The organism is Actinomadura sp. 3N508 (assembly GCF_044326375.1).
Classification (GTDB): domain Bacteria; phylum Actinomycetota; class Actinomycetes; order Streptosporangiales; family Streptosporangiaceae; genus Spirillospora.
Map to the genome: position 1 here is coordinate 1,029,164 of NZ_JBIRAX010000001.1, position 14,140 is coordinate 1,043,303.

13 protein-coding genes are annotated in these 14,140 nt (G+C 72.1%); 4 read left to right on the forward strand and 9 right to left on the reverse strand.

Going from position 1 to position 14,140, the window contains the following annotated elements; translation table 11 throughout:
* Positions 1-91: 91 nt before the first annotated feature.
* The gene (locus ACH34S_RS04695; protein ID WP_395951113.1) at positions 92-943 is read right to left on the reverse strand and encodes a bifunctional methylenetetrahydrofolate dehydrogenase/methenyltetrahydrofolate cyclohydrolase; all 852 of its coding nucleotides are present in this window, start codon (positions 941-943) and stop codon (positions 92-94) included.
* 226 nt (positions 944-1,169) lie between these two features.
* Between ACH34S_RS04695 and ACH34S_RS04700 the strand changes: the two genes are divergently transcribed.
* On the forward strand, positions 1,170-1,763 hold the full coding sequence (locus ACH34S_RS04700; RefSeq protein ID WP_395951114.1) for a GNAT family N-acetyltransferase: 594 nt from the start codon (positions 1,170-1,172) through the stop codon (positions 1,761-1,763).
* A gap of 31 nt (positions 1,764-1,794) precedes the next feature.
* On the opposite strand, the gene ACH34S_RS04705 is transcribed toward ACH34S_RS04700, so the two are convergent.
* From ACH34S_RS04705 to purN, 3 genes are all read right to left on the reverse strand, one after another.
* Complete coding sequence (locus tag ACH34S_RS04705) at positions 1,795-1,971, reverse strand: hypothetical protein (protein ID WP_395951115.1); 177 nt, start codon at positions 1,969-1,971, stop codon at positions 1,795-1,797.
* 165 nt (positions 1,972-2,136) lie between these two features.
* A complete protein-coding gene (gene purH / locus ACH34S_RS04710; RefSeq protein ID WP_395951116.1) occupies positions 2,137-3,702 on the reverse strand; it encodes a bifunctional phosphoribosylaminoimidazolecarboxamide formyltransferase/IMP cyclohydrolase in 1,566 nt (521 codons plus the stop codon).
* Positions 3,683-4,414, reverse strand: a complete 732-nt coding sequence (gene purN / locus ACH34S_RS04715) for a phosphoribosylglycinamide formyltransferase (protein WP_395951446.1) — start codon at positions 4,412-4,414, stop codon at positions 3,683-3,685. The genes purH and purN overlap by 20 nt, the downstream gene beginning before the upstream one ends.
* Before the next feature lie 145 nt (positions 4,415-4,559).
* Between purN and ACH34S_RS04720 the strand changes: the two genes are divergently transcribed.
* Entirely contained in the window at positions 4,560-5,105 is a 546-nt protein-coding gene (locus tag ACH34S_RS04720; protein WP_395951117.1) for a hypothetical protein, read from the forward strand.
* 9 nt (positions 5,106-5,114) lie between these two features.
* Here the strand turns inward: ACH34S_RS04720 and ACH34S_RS04725 are convergent, their stop codons facing one another.
* From ACH34S_RS04725 to sucC, 3 genes are all read right to left on the reverse strand, one after another.
* Complete coding sequence (locus ACH34S_RS04725) at positions 5,115-7,052, reverse strand: DUF6350 family protein (RefSeq protein WP_395951118.1); 1,938 nt, start codon at positions 7,050-7,052, stop codon at positions 5,115-5,117.
* A gap of 190 nt (positions 7,053-7,242) precedes the next feature.
* Complete coding sequence (gene sucD / locus ACH34S_RS04730; protein ID WP_395951119.1) at positions 7,243-8,130, reverse strand: succinate--CoA ligase subunit alpha; 888 nt, start codon at positions 8,128-8,130, stop codon at positions 7,243-7,245.
* Positions 8,131-8,133: 3 nt separating this feature from the next.
* Positions 8,134-9,312, reverse strand: a complete 1,179-nt coding sequence (sucC, locus tag ACH34S_RS04735) for an ADP-forming succinate--CoA ligase subunit beta (RefSeq protein ID WP_395951120.1) — start codon at positions 9,310-9,312, stop codon at positions 8,134-8,136.
* A gap of 692 nt (positions 9,313-10,004) precedes the next feature.
* Here sucC and ACH34S_RS04740 point away from each other — a divergent pair.
* Entirely contained in the window at positions 10,005-11,417 is a 1,413-nt protein-coding gene (locus ACH34S_RS04740; protein WP_395951121.1) for a glycoside hydrolase family 15 protein, read from the forward strand.
* Between the two features lie 36 nt (positions 11,418-11,453).
* On the opposite strand, the gene ACH34S_RS04745 is transcribed toward ACH34S_RS04740, so the two are convergent.
* Entirely contained in the window at positions 11,454-12,221 is a 768-nt protein-coding gene (locus ACH34S_RS04745) for a sulfite exporter TauE/SafE family protein (RefSeq protein ID WP_395951122.1), read from the reverse strand.
* 383 nt (positions 12,222-12,604) lie between these two features.
* Entirely contained in the window at positions 12,605-13,168 is a 564-nt protein-coding gene (locus ACH34S_RS04750; protein WP_395951123.1) for a GNAT family N-acetyltransferase, read from the reverse strand.
* Between the two features lie 49 nt (positions 13,169-13,217).
* Here ACH34S_RS04750 and ACH34S_RS04755 point away from each other — a divergent pair, with 49 nt between their 5' ends.
* The gene (locus ACH34S_RS04755) at positions 13,218-13,859 is read left to right on the forward strand and encodes a TetR/AcrR family transcriptional regulator (protein WP_395951124.1); all 642 of its coding nucleotides are present in this window, start codon (positions 13,218-13,220) and stop codon (positions 13,857-13,859) included.
* Positions 13,860-14,140 lie beyond the last annotated feature (281 nt).

Sequence of the window (14,140 nt, forward strand, 5' to 3'; positions counted from 1 at the left end):
CGGGGCCGCGCAGGTGACAGCGCGGCTCCGGCCGGCGAAGCGCAGGGCGAGGGCCGCCACCAGGGTGCTGGTGGCGGCCCTCGCACGTGTGTCAGGCGGGCTGCTGCTCGGCGGCTTCGACGACGTTGGCGAGCAGCATCGCGCGGGTCATCGGGCCTACGCCGCCCGGGTTCGGCGCGACCCAGCCGGCGACCTCGCGGACGCCGGCGGCGACGTCCCCGGCGAGCTTGCCGTCCACGCGGGACACGCCCACGTCCAGGACGGCCGCGCCCGGCTTGATCATGTCGCCGGTGATGAGGTCGGGGACGCCCGCGGCGGCCACGACGATGTCGGCGCGGCGGGTGTGGGCCGCCAGGTCGCGGGTCGCGGTGTGGCAGAGGGTGACGGTCGCGTTCTCGGTGCGGCGGGTGAGCAGGAGGCCGAGGGAGCGTCCGACGGTGATGCCGCGGCCGACGACCGTGACGTCGGCGCCCTTGATCGGGACGTCGAAGCGGCGGAGCAGCTCGATGATGCCCTTCGGCGTGCACGGCAGCGGGCCCGGCTGCATGAGGACCAGCCGCCCGAGGTTCGTGGGGTGCAGCCCGTCGGCGTCCTTGGCCGGGTCGATGCGCTCCAGGACGCGCTGCTCGTCCAGGCCCTTCGGGAGCGGGAGCTGGACGATGTAGCCCGTGCAGGACGGGTCGGCGTTCAGCTCGGCGACGGCGCGTTCGACGTCGTCCTGCGTGGCGGTGGCGGGCAGGTCGCGGCGGATGCTCTCGATGCCGACCTCGGCGCAGTCGCGGTGCTTCATGTTGACGTAGGAATGGCTGCCGGGGTCGTCGCCGACGAGGACGGTGCCGAGCCCGACGGTCACGCCGCGGTCGCGGAGCGCCTCGACGCGGACCTTGAGGTTCGAGCGGATCTCGGCGGCCGTGGCCTTGCCGTCCAGAATCTGTGCCGTCATGCGTTCCTCCGCGGGGGAATGGCTCCCGTCCACCCAGGCGCGCGGTGTCCGGACTGTCGTTCGCTCCCCGGTGGTGCCCCACCTTGACCGCGCCAGTCGCGTGAACGCCCATGCTATCCGGCGGCCGGGGCGGCACTGCGGTGCGCGGCGACGGCGGAGTGGTTCGCAGAAATCGGTCGAAAGTGGCCCTGCCGGACGCCGCCGGTCCGCTCCTAGCGTGAGTCGCATGAGTGACGCATGGTTCGAGCGGCCCGTCCTGACCGGGCGGTACGTGCGGCTGGAGCCGCTCACGGCGGAACACGCCGAGGGCCTGTTCGCGGCGTCGAAGGACCCGGCGGTCTGGGCGTGGATGAACGAGCGGCAGCCCGCGACCGTCGAGGAGATGCGCGCGCAGATCGGGGACGCCCTCGCGTTGTACGAGCGAAGGTTCCGGGTGCCGTGGGCGCAGCTCGACGTCGCGACCGGCGAGGTCGCCGGGACGACGTCGTACTACGAGATCATCCCGTCCCATCGCGGGCTGTGCATCGGCTACACATGGCTCGGGACGCGGTGGCAGCGGTCGGGCCTCAACACGGAGGCGAAGCTGCTGCTGATGGGACGCGCCTTCGACGATCTCGGGGCGATGCGGGTCGGCTGGCACACCCACGTCCGCAACGAGCGGTCGCGCGCGGCGATCGAGCGGCTCGGCGCGTCGTTCGAGGGCGTCCACCGCAAGCACCGGGTCCGCGCGGACGGATCGATCCGCGACACCGCCACCTACGCGATGACGGACGACGACTGGCCCGAGGCGGCGGCCGCACTGCGCGCCAGGCTCCGCTGAGCTGGATGAGCCGAGTGAGCCGGGTGAGCCGTCAGTCTTCGGAGCGCTGGCGCCAGGCGAGGATGCGGTCGGTGCCGTGCCAGCCGAGCTGGGCGGCGAGCATCGCGGCGAGGAACGCCGCGGCCAGGCCGATCACCTGCCGCGACTCCATCAGCAGCGCGTCCGCACGGTACACCGCCACCAGCATGAGGGACATCAGCAGATCCATCGCGCCTCCACACGGATTCGCCCGCGCCAGGGGGGTGGGTCCGGAAGGGGGCATGAGGCGCGGCCATGGCGAGGCTACCTGCCGCAGAAAGTAAAGAAACCAAAGGTAAACCCGGTGTGGCGGTGTCGTCCGCCACACCGGGTTCCCTTGGGCGCGGGCCGGGCGTCAGTGGAAGAAGTGCCGGACGCCGGTGAAGTAGAGGCTGATCCCGGCCTTCGCGGCGGCCTCGATCACGAGGTCGTCCTTGACGGAACCGCCCGGCTCGACGATCGCGCGGACGCCCGCCGCGGTCAGCACCTCGAGGCCGTCCGGGAACGGGAAGAACGCGTCGGACGCGCCGACCGCGGCCGCGGCCCGCTCGGCGCCCGCCCGCGCGACGGCGAGCTTGGCGGAGTCGACCCGGTTGACCTGGCCCATGCCGACGCCGACGGTGGCGCCGTCGGCGGCGAGCAGGATCGCGTTCGACTTGACCGAGCGGATCGCCCGCCACGCGAACGTCAGATCGGCGAGCGTGACCGCGTCCACGGCCGGGCCGGTCTTGAGCTCCCAGGTGGACGGGTCGTCGCCCGGCGCGTCGACCTGGTCGACGCCCTGCAGCAGGAGGCCGCCGTCGATGCGCCGGTACTCGACGGCACCGGACGGGGCGTCCGGGCACACCAGCAGCCGGATGTTCTTGAACCGGCCGGTGAGGATGGTCACGGCCTCGTCCTCGAACGACGGCGCGACCAGCACCTCCGCGAAACTCTCCGTGACCTGCCGCGCCATCTCGGCGGTGACCGGGCGGTTCGCCGCGATGACGCCGCCGTAGGCCGACACCGGGTCGCAGGCGTGCGCCTTGCGGTGCGCCTCCGCGATGCCTGCGCCGACCGCGATGCCGCACGGGTTGGCGTGCTTGATGATCGCGACGCAGGGCTCGGTGAAGTCGTGGGCGGCGCGGCGGGCGGCGTCGGTGTCCACGTAGTTGTTGTAGGACATCTCCTTGCCGTACAACTGCTCGGCCCCGGCCAGCCCGGACTCGCCGGGCGTGCGGTACAGCGCGGCCCGCTGGTGCGGGTTCTCGCCGTACCGGAGCGTGTTCGAGCGCTCCCAGGTGGCGCCGAGGAAGTCGGGCCACCGCGTCTCGGCGGCGGTCTCGTCGGGCGCGTAGCCGCTCGCGAACCACGACGCGACGGCCACGTCGTAGGACGCGGTGTGCGCGAACGCCTGCGCGGCGAGCCGGCGCCGCTCCTCGATCGTGAACCCGCCCGCCCGGACGGCGTCCAGCACCGCCCCGTACCCGGACGGGTCGACGACGACGGACACGCTCGCGTGGTTCTTCGCGGCGGCGCGCACCATCGTCGGGCCGCCGATGTCGATCTGCTCGACGCACTCGTCCGGCGAGGCTCCCGACGCGACCGTCTCGGCGAACGGGTACAGGTTCGCCACCAGCAGGTCGAACGGCTCGACGGCCAGGTCTTCGAGCTGCTGGAGGTGGTCCTCCTTGCGGCGGTCGGCGAGCAGGCCCGCGTGCACCGCCGGGTGCAGGGTCTTGACCCGCCCGTCCAGGCACTCGGGGAACCCGGTGAGCTTCTCCACCTTCATCACCGGGACGCCCGCGGACGCGATCCGTCCCGCCGTGGACCCGGTCGAGACGATCTCCACGCCCGCCTCGTGCAGGCCCCGGGCCAGCTCCTCCAGCCCGGACTTGTCGTACACGCTGATCAGCGCGCGCTTAATCGCCACCCGACTCACCGGCCGAGCTCCCCTCTTGATCGGACGTACCGCTGTCGCCTGCATCGTTCGCGTTGTTCGCATCGTTCGCGTTGTTCGCGCCGCCTGCGTCGCCGCAGGTCCCGCACTTCAACGAGACCCGCCTGCCGTGCGCCGTCCAGCCGTCGCGGGCGAGGCGTCCGACGACGTCGACCAGAAGACCGCGCTCCACCTGCTTGATCCGCTCGTGCAGGGAGTCCTCGTCGTCGTGCCAGCGCACGGGGACGGTCTCCTGGGCGATGACGGGCCCGGTGTCCACCCCTTCGTCGACGAAGTGAACCGTACAGCCCGTCACCTTCACCCCGTACGCCAGGGCGTCCCGTACGGCATGGGCGCCGGGGAAGGACGGCAGGAGCGCGGGATGGGTGTTGACCGTCCGGCCGCCGAACCGGGACAGGAAACGCGGCCCGAGGATCTTCATGAACCCGGCGGACACCACGAGATCGGGCTCGTGCCGCGCCACCGCGTCGGTCAGCGCCGCGTCCCAGTCATCCCGAGACGGAAAATCGGGGACGCACACGGTAAAAGCGGGCACACCGGAGCGTTCGGCACGGGCGGTTCCGCCGATATCGGGACGGTCCGCGCCCACGGCCACGACTTTCGCCCCATAAGCTGGATCCGCGCACGCGTCGAGCAGCGCTTGTAGGTTGGTCCCCGCGCCGGAGACGAGGACGACGAGCCGGGCGGACACCATGACTCCCTGGTGGACGATGCTGGTGGACGGCGGGGATCGGCGGAGGTCCGTCGAACGGGCCGACATGCAGCCTATCGGGCCCGCTCGGCGCCCCCGGAACACGGGATCAGGGGGGATCGACATCACCGTCCAGGAGGAAGAGAACGTGAGCGAGCAGCCGGAGCCAGACCGGCGGCCGGAGCCGGACCAGGCCCCGCAGCCGGACCAGACGCCGGCGGGGCAGGGGCCGCAGCCTGGGCCGACGCCACCGGCGGAGCCAGGGCAGCCCGGGGCGCCGGGGCAGCCCGCGGGCCCGGGTCCGGGGCAGCCGCAGCGGACCGGGTGGCGGGCACTGTGGCTCGGCGCCATCGCGCTGCTGACCGCGTTCTTCTTCTACCCGCTCGGCCTGGTCCTCGGCGTCGCCGCGCTCGTCGTCGGCATCCGCGCCCGCCGGTCCGCGCGCCGCGCCCGGGGAGCCGCGCCTGGCGCCGTGCCCGGCATCGTCCTCGGCTCGGTCGGCCTGGCGTTCTCGATCCTGTCGGTGTCGCTCACGGCGTTCCTGTGGACGGAGCTGAGCGGCTACCAGAACTGCCTCAGCGGGTCCAACACGACCACCGACAAGCAGTCCTGCCAGGAGAAGTACTTCCCGAAGATCGAGGACAAGCTCGGCCTGCCCGACGGCAGCATGGACAGGTACGGCGACCTGCTCTAGCCGTCGGGATCAGTCGCCCTGATCGGACTGGTCGGGCTCTTCCCGCAGGACGTAGATCGCGCCGCCCCTGTTCTCGGTGCGCTCGGGATCCTCGGGCGGGAGCGGCATCGGAGCTGATGGCTCGTCGACGATGTGGCCTTCGACGACGACCGTCCCGTCCCGCTCCTGCTGCCGCGCTTCAAGTTCGGGCTCTGGTTCGGGTTCCGGCTGCGGTTCGGGCTCTGGCTCTGGCTCCGGTTCCGGGCGCTCTTCGATCAGCTCGGGCAGCGGGTCCGGCGACCGGCGGGCCCGGCGGCGCGGCGCGAGGACGGGCTCCGCCTCCTCGAACTGCAACGGATCCGGCGCATGCGGTGCCCTGGGCGCCTTGGGTGCACCGGCCGGGCCGGACGGGGTGCCGGTGGCCCGCGGTCCGGGGATCTTCGTCTCGTAGTCGCCGGGAACGGGCGCCGACAGCGGCACCGGCCCCGGCATCGGCGTCGCGACCTCGCGCGTACGCTTCCGCGCGGGCTGCTTCGCGGCCTTCTTCCCGGTCCCCTTCGCCGCCTTGGACCTGGACTTCGACTTCCTCCGGGTCTCGGACGGCGCGCGGGCGGGACGGCGCAGCACCATCCAGTTCGCCACCCAGGCCGCGATCGCCGCCGAGATGCCGACCTCAAGGGCCGCCAGCAGCCCGACCTGCCACGCGGACGGCCCCACGGTCGCCATCCGCCCGTCGCCGAGCGGCCCGCCGGACAGCGCGCTCAGCAGCGCCACCACGGCGCCCGTCAGCGCGCCGGACAGGAAGCCCCACATCGGCGCCCCCTCCGACACGCGGGCCGGCATCGACCGGATCGTCAGTGCGCCGCCGACCGCGCCCGCGAGAAACGGCGCGGCCAGCGCCAGCAGCGACACCGCGGGCGCCGGGCCCGGCTGGGGCAGCGCGGCGAGCGGCGGGAACGCGGGGACGAGATCGAGGACCACGCCGGTCGGCGACACGCTCGTCCCGGCGCCGATCGAGAAGCCGGGGCCGATCGCGTAGGCCATCCCCCAGATCACCGCGTTCGGCAGGAACGCCAGCTCGACCAGGAAGAGCAGGATGCCACCGACGACGCCCGGGGCAAGCAGGTCGTACAGGTGGTCGGCCTCCGACATGTGCACGGCGAGCGACACGGCCACGAGCAGCGCCCCCGACGCGAGCAGCACGGCGAGCGAGCCCGCCACGCCGATCACGAGTGAGCGCGGCCGGTCCGGCAGCAGCCGCAGCAGCGCGCCGAGCCCGGACCTGACCCGCCGCCCCCGCGCCTCCGCCGCCACCTGCGCCGCGACGGCGGCCCGCGCGGCGCCGAGCCCGCCCGCGATGACCGCGATGAGGAAGCACCCGACGAGCGCCTGCCACGCCGACGGGCGCACCTCCGGCGACGACACCGCCAGCGCGAGCAGCACGGCCAGCGCCGCGTAGGGCACGGCCAGCGCGACCGCGACGCGCACGACCGCCGTCCGGGGCCGGTACGGCAGTCCGGCGGCGCGGATCATCCAGCCGCCGCCCCGGTACAGCAGCGCCCCCGGCAGGACGATCACGCCGAGCGGCAGCAGGCCGACCCGTCCGTGCCCGTAGGAGAAGCCCGCGTGGTGGGAGACGAGCCAGAAGTTCACGGCCGTCCGGAACACCCCGGTCATGCCGTCGCCGAACGCCGTCCTCGGGGCCGCGATCCATCCGATCAGCGTGACGGTGGTGAGCAGGGTGAGCCCGATGCCGATGCACCACAGCGCCGTGATGAGCCCGGTCACGTACAGCGGCCTGGCCGCCGTCAGCGGCGGATCCGGCTGGGGGTCGTCGGGCTCGGGCTGGGGCTGGGGCTTGGCCGGGGACTTGGGCGGGGGCTTGGGTTGCGCGTCGCGGGGTGGACGCGGTGCGGTCCGTCCCGCCGTACCGGAGGCCGCGCGCTGTCCAGGGCTCGCATCGCTCACGCGGACCATGCTGACACCACGCCCGCCTCCCGGACGCCCCCTCGCCCGGCGTGTCGCCTTTGTCGTCGCGCATCCGCCGCGCCCGGCCGCCGCCGCTGCCGTCCGACGCGAAAGACGCCCGGCCGCGCGGGCGGCTCGGGCGTCTTTCGGCGTAACGGAAGACCCGTCTTTCGGGCGCGGTGGAAGGCCGTCAGAGGTTCTTCATGATGTCCCGCATGAGGACGGCGGCCTCGCTCGGCGTCTTGCCGACGCGGACCCCGACCTTCTCCAGCGCGTCCTTCTTCGCCTGCGCGGTGCCCGCGGAGCCGGACACGATGGCGCCGGCGTGGCCCATGGTCTTGCCCTCGGGCGCGGTGAACCCGGCGACGTAGCCGACGACCGGCTTGGTCACGTGCTGCTCGATGTAGGCGGCGGCGCGCTCCTCCGCGTCGCCCCCGATCTCGCCGATCATGACGATCGCGTCGGTCTCCGGGTCGTCCTGGAACGCCTTGAGGGCGTCGATGTGGGTCGTCCCGATGACGGGGTCGCCGCCGATGCCGACGCAGGTCGAGAAGCCGATGTCGCGCAGCTCGTACATCATCTGGTAGGTCAGCGTGCCCGACTTGGACACGAGCCCGATCCGGCCGGGCGTGGTGATGTCGGCCGGGATGATGCCCGCGTTCGACTTGCCGGGCGACGCGATGCCCGGGCAGTTCGGCCCGACGATGCGGGTCTTGTTGCCCTTCTCCTCCGCGTACGCCCAGAAGTAGGCGGTGTCGTGGACGGGGATGCCCTCGGTGATCACGACACAGAGGCCGATCCCCGCGTCGACGGCCTCGACGACGGCGTCCTTGGTGAACTTCGGCGGGACGAACACGACGGAGACGTCCGCGCCCGTCTGCTCCATGGCCTCCTTGACCGTCCCGAAGACGGGGAGGGTCGTGCCGTCGAAGTCGACCGTCTGCCCGGCCTTGCGGGCGTTCACGCCGCCGACGACCTGCGCGCCGGACGCGAGCATCCGGCGGCCGTGCTTGGTGCCCTCGGAGCCCGTGATGCCCTGGATGATGATCTTGCTGTTCTCGGTGAGCCAGATGGCCATCGCTCATGCACCTGCCGCGAGTTCGGCGGCGCGCCTCGCCGCGTCGTCCATGGTGTCGACCTGCTGGACGCCGGGGAGCGCCGCGTCGGTGAGGATCGTGCGTCCGAGCTCGGCGTTGTTGCCGTCCAGCCGGACGACGAGGGGCCGGTTGACGCTCTCGCCGCGGTCGGCCAGCAGCTTGTACGCCGACACGATGCCGGTCGCGACGGCGTCGCAGGCCGTGATGCCGCCGAAGACGTTCACGAAGACCGACTTCACGGCGTCGTCCGACAGGACGATCTCCAGCCCGTTCGCCATGACCTCCGCGGACGCGCCGCCGCCGATGTCGAGGAAGTTCGCGGGCTTCTGGCCGCCGAACTCCTCGCCCGCGTAGGCGACCACGTCCAGCGTGGACATCACCAGGCCCGCGCCGTTGCCGATGATCCCGACGCTGCCGTCGAGCTTGACGTAGTTGAGGTCCTTGGCCTTCGCCGCCGCCTCCAGCGGGTCGGCGGCGCCCTTGTCCTCGAGCTTCTCGTGGTCCTGCTGGCGGAAGTCCGCGTTGTCGTCCAGGGTGACCTTGCCGTCGAGGGCGACCACCCGGCCGTCGGCGGTGAGGATCATCGGGTTCACCTCGACGAGGGAGGCGTCCTCGTCGGCGAACACGGCCCAGAGGCGCTCGATGAGCTCGGCGGCGCCGTCCAGGGCCTCCTGCGGGAGCCGGCCCTGCTCGGCGATCTCGCGGGCCTTGGCCCGGTCGACGCCGTGCAGCGGCGAGATGGGCACCATCGCCAGCCGGTCGTGCGGCACCTCCTCGATCTCCACGCCGCCCTCGACCGAGCAGATGGACAGGAAGGTGCGGTTGGCGCGGTCGAGCAGGAAGGAGAAGTAGTACTCCTGCGCGATCGCGCTGCCCTCCTCGATCAGGACCTTATGGACCGTGTGGCCCTTGATGTCCATGCCGAGGATCTGGCCGGCGAGCGCTTGCGCCTCGTCCGCCGAGTCGGCCAGCTTCACGCCGCCGGCCTTGCCGCGGCCACCGGTCTTCACCTGGGCCTTGACCACGACCTTCGAGCTTCCCGCGGCGAACAGCTCCGCCGCGATGGCCCTTGCTTCCTGGGGTGTATGGGCGACCTTGCCGGTAGGCACCGGTACCCCGTACTCGGCGAAGAGATCCTTCGCCTGATGTTCGAACAGGTCCACGAGGCGTCCTTTAACGGATCGACAGTCGATCGACCACACGAGTGGGGGTTACACGGGTGTCCGTGCGGCCGGCACTCTGCGGTCCGCTCCGTCGATGCAGCCTAGTCAACCCGCATCCGTGGTGAGGCCGCCGGGTCCCTATACCAGCGAGTGTTACCTAAACGGGGGGTATGTCCGCCCTACGGGTGGGCACAAGTGGCACGTGAGGAGGATGAACCAAATGACGTAGTTTGATGTACTTATTTCGCTTCTGCGATGGTGCGGCGGCCGGTGCGGTGAAAGGGGGCGGACGCATGGCGAGGGCGGAGGAACGGGACACGACCGTCGCGGCGTCCGTCCTGATCGGCCCGCTCCCCGCCGAAGCACCCGTCCCGAGCGGAATCATCTCGGCCGAGAAGACCGCCCTCACCGCAGCCCCGCCTTCGCCCCCAGCGCCCCCAGCGCCCTCGGCCACCCCGCCGCCCTCGGCCCCGCCGCCTTCGGCCCCAGCGCCCTCGACCCCATCGCGCTCGGCCCCGCCGCGCTCGGCCCCGCCGCCCTCGACCCCATCGCGCTCGGCCCCGCCGCCCTCGGCCCCGTCGCGCTTGGCCTCGGAGCCCTTGAGCCCGGAGCCCTTGAGCCCGGGGGCTCGGAAGCGATCGACCGTTCGCAAACGTCCCGCCAAACATGCTTCGGCCCGGGCGTTTCGCCGCGTGACCGCCCTGCTCGTCGCCGCCGCGATCATCGCGACCGGCGGCGCCAACGTGCCGGACCCCGCCGGCCCCGGCTGGGCGAGCCCCGGGCTGGTCGGCGGGGGCGGCTGGCCGTTCGCGGGCGCCCCGCTGACCCCCGACGAGGCCGCCGGGGCGTCCTACCTGCCGAACAGCTCGGTCGTGCGGCTCGCGGACGGGCACGTCCGGCTGATCCCGTCCGGTGGCGAGGCGCCCATCACGGTCGAGATGTCCGACCCGAGGGTCGGCCAGGCGATCAGGTCCGACAGCGCGTGGCTGGCGCAGGGCGTCGTCCCGACGGGCGGGGCGGCCCCCGCTGCAGCGACGGGCCCGGCCCTCGGGCAGCACGGGGACTACCGCGACATGGCCGCCCGCGCCCTGCTCGACCTGCGGCTCCTCACCCGCCCGAACGGCGCGTCCCTCGCGTCCTGGTACACCAAGTGGCGGTACTGCTGGCCGCGCGACTCCGCGTTCGCCGTCGCCGCGTTCACCGCGACCGGGCACCCGTCCGAGGCCCGCCGCGTCCTGCGCTTCCTCGCCCGCGCCCAGCACGGCAACGGCATGTGGGCCGCCCGCTACAACCCCGACGGGACGGCGGTCACCGACGGCCGGGCGCCGCAGCTCGACTCGGTCGGCTGGGTGCTGTGGGCGACGTGGTTCTACCGCGCCCAGACGCAGTCGTCGTCCGACGACCTGCCCGACCTGTGGCCCATGGTCCAGCGCGGCGCGAACCACCTCGCCCGGTCGCTGGACGCCGAGGGCCTGCCGCCCGCCTCGTCCGACTACTGGGAGCGCGACCACCGCCGCGAGGAGGACCCGCGCCGTCCCACCCTCGGGGTCGTCGCGCCGGTGCTGGCGGGCCTGCGGTCCGCGGCGGACCTCGCCCGGGCCCGCGGCGAGAACGGCCAGGCGGCCGAATGGCGGCGCGCCGCCCAGCGCGTGTCGGACGCGGTCGCCCGCCAGTTCGCGCCCTACGGCTACCCGCGCTCGCCCATCCGCGGCGGCCTGATGGACACCTCGGTGACCTTCCTCGCCCCACCGTTCGCGCAGGTGGACGAAGGCGTGACCGCCGCGATCGCCGACGCGCAGCGCAAGCAGGCGCTGCCGAACGGCGGTGTCCTGCCGGGCGAACGCTGGTCCGGCACCCCCGACGTCGCCTGGACGCCCGAGACCGCCCTGTTCGGCCTCAACGCCGCCACCTCCGGCCGCGCCACCGAGGCGATCGGCCGCCTGGACTGGCTCGCCGCGCACCGCACGACCCTGGGCGTCCTGCCGGAGAAGGTCGGCCCGACCGGCAAGCAGGCGGGCCCGGCCCCGCTCGGCTGGACGGCGTCGCTGGTGCTGCTGACCCTTTCGGCGCTGGAGAAGCCGCTGCCCATCCCGCCCAGCGGATGACGACGGCCCCGCCCCCGGCGTCGGCGTCGGCGCGGATCAGCCGAACTGCTCGAACCCGAGCTTGACGACCAGCGCCGTCACCACGCAGAGCAGCACGGCCCGGACAAACCCGGCCCCTCGGTTGATGGCCATGTGAGCGCCGATCTGGGCGCCCGCGATGTTGCAGACGCCCATGGCGATGCCGATCGTCCACAGCACGTGCCCCTGAACCGCGAAGACGGCCAGCGCCCCCAGGTTGGTGCCGGCATTGATGATCTTCGCGGTGGCGGACGCGTTGACGAAGTCCATGCCCAGCAACACGGTGAACGCGACCACGAGGAACGTCCCGGTACCGGGCCCGACGAGCCCGTCATAGAAGGCGATCACCACACCCGGAACCAGCACCGCCGCCGCGACCCGCCGCCGCGTGCGCAGCACCGGCTCCGGCACCCGTCCGAGATCCGGCTTCAGCACGACCACCGCGGCGACGACCAGCAGAACGACCATGATGACGGGCTTGAGGACGTCCGAGGAGATCGCGGCGGCGCACAGCGCACCGCCCGCCGCACAGCACACCGCGACCCCCGCCGCCGCCAACGCGACCGGACGATCCGGCTTGGCCCGCCGCGCATAGGCGACCGCGGCCGACGAGACCCCCATGATCGAGCCGAGTTTGTTGGTGGCCAGCGCGGTCGCCACCGGCTGTCCGGGGTTGACCAGCAGCAACGCAGGCAACTGGATCAGCCCGCCGCCCCCGACCACCGCATCGACCCACCCGGCCGCAACAGCAGCGGCCAACAGCAGGAGCACATGCTCGACCTCCAACCGAACTCCCGGGGGGTAAGGAGTAAACGAAAGAAACAAGTTACCGCGACGTGCCACCCTTGCTGACCACCGGCCCCGCAATCAATCGGCGGAGTCGCCAAGGGCGGGCCTACCAACTGGCTCCAGCCACCCGCCTCGACCTACACGCTCAGTCACTCCGGTCGCCGAACTTCTCCAGGCCCTTGTCCCGCGATCACCCGATACCCGATCGCCCGACTGCTCCCACGCCGTCGCAGAGTGCGCCGCGCACGCCGCTGTCACCACCTCGTCCCGCGATCGATCGCCTCACCGGCCCTTGCCGGCTCTCGATCTCCTGGTCGACCGGTCGCGCCTGGGGGCGGGCGCGGTCAATCGGGTGGTCGTTGGTGGTGGCTGAGCTGTGATTACTCGGGTGACTGCTGGCCGTTGGTGCGGTAGTCGTCGGCGAGGAGCGACCAGACTTGGACGTCGCGGCGGTCGCCATCTAGGACGAACGCCTGGCGCAGGACGCCCTCACAGGTCATCCCCAGCCGCTTCGCCACGGCCGAACTGGCGGTGTTCCGCGGGTCGCAGAGCCATTCGACCCGGTGCATCCCGCGGGCCACGATCGCCCAGTCGATCATGTGCTGGACGGCAGTGGTGATCAGGCCGTGTCCGCGAGCTTCCGCGGCGAGCCACACGCCTGCCTCGCAGACGCCCATCGCGGGGTCGAATGTGCGGAACACCGTCCCTCCTTGGAGGACGCCGTCCAGCCAGATTCCGTAGATACGTCCCTGGTCCTTGGCTTGCTTGAACGCATACGCCTGTAGGAACTCGCGAGCGGACGCCTCGTCCACGACCGTGCGTGCCCACGGGATGTAGTAGTCGATGTCCTGGCGGACCCTGTCCGCGTGCTCGGCGAACTCGGCGGCCTGCCAAGGCTCCAGCGGACGAAGTTCCGCACCGTCGGCGAGGTGGCGAGCGAACATGGGATCTCCCAAGGGTACGTACCGAACGTTTGTTATGTACGATACGGGAATGCCAGCCCGAGGTGACCACGACGCCCGCCGCCGCGACGTCTCCGAGGCCGTATGGCGCGTCCTCGCCGACCGCGGCTTCGGCGGCCTGACGCTGCGCGCCGTCGCGGCGGAGATGGGCGCTTCGACGGGGCTGCTCACCCATTACTTTCCGAACAAGAAGGCCCTTGTTACGTACGCCCTCGACGTCGCCGACGAACGCACTGCGAACCGGCGTGTTAGTGGCGTCCAGCTGGAGGGGCGGCCGGCGGAGGGGTCGGCCGGGGGGCCTACTGAGGGGCTGGCCGCGTTACGTTCGGCGCTTTTGGCCGTCCTGCCGCTCACTGCCGACTCTGCTGACATGAACCGCATTTGGGTCAGTTCATGGGACGGTGCGCTGGCCGACTCCGAGCTGGCGGTTCGGGAGAGGAAGCGGTATCAGCAATGGCGCGAGCGACTTCGTCCTCACGTGGCCGCTGCCGTCGAGCGGGGTGAACTGCCGCTGCGCGGGTCTTCGGATGTCGATGATGTTGTGGTCAGCGTCGCCGCTTTCACTCATGGTTTGGTCGTCCAGGCTCTCTTCGATCCAGAGCGCTTTCCGCCCGGCCGCCAGATCGAGATCTTGGACGCTTTTCTGGCTTCGCTTTCGGGTGACGACTGCTGAGTTTTGCCTGGGCTGCGGCCGTTAATGATGCCTTTGGCTGGTGCCCTCCGGTTCTAATGTTCTAAATCGGCGGTGGGGTGGCGCTGCGTACGGGGCCGCCCCTCCAAAGTCAAGGGCGCCTTCGGCGTCGCTTCGCGATGGGACTCCGTCCCACCCTTGACTTCGGAGCCTCTACGGCCCCTGGGTGCAGCTTTCGTCGGGCAGGCTCCGCCTGCCCCCCGCCCGACGCGCCACCCCACCGTCTCCAAGTACCTAATTTCGACTAGTGGGGTTTGGCATCT

What these genes read in the sequence shown, in the direction of transcription:
- ACH34S_RS04755 (WP_395951124.1), top strand. Translation starts at nt 13,218, where the DNA reads ATGCCAGCCCGAGGTGACCACGACGCCCGCCGCCGCGACGTCTCCGAG.
- ACH34S_RS04705 (WP_395951115.1), bottom strand. Translation starts at nt 1,971, where the DNA reads ATGGATCTGCTGATGTCCCTCATGCTGGTGGCGGTGTACCGTGCGGAC.
- ACH34S_RS04750 (WP_395951123.1), bottom strand. Translation starts at nt 13,168, where the DNA reads ATGTTCGCTCGCCACCTCGCCGACGGTGCGGAACTTCGTCCGCTGGAG.
- purN (WP_395951446.1), bottom strand. Translation starts at nt 4,414, where the DNA reads ATGGTGTCCGCCCGGCTCGTCGTCCTCGTCTCCGGCGCGGGGACCAAC.
- sucD (WP_395951119.1), bottom strand. Translation starts at nt 8,130, where the DNA reads ATGGCCATCTGGCTCACCGAGAACAGCAAGATCATCATCCAGGGCATC.
- ACH34S_RS04695 (WP_395951113.1), bottom strand. Translation starts at nt 943, where the DNA reads ATGACGGCACAGATTCTGGACGGCAAGGCCACGGCCGCCGAGATCCGC.
- ACH34S_RS04700 (WP_395951114.1), top strand. Translation starts at nt 1,170, where the DNA reads ATGAGTGACGCATGGTTCGAGCGGCCCGTCCTGACCGGGCGGTACGTG.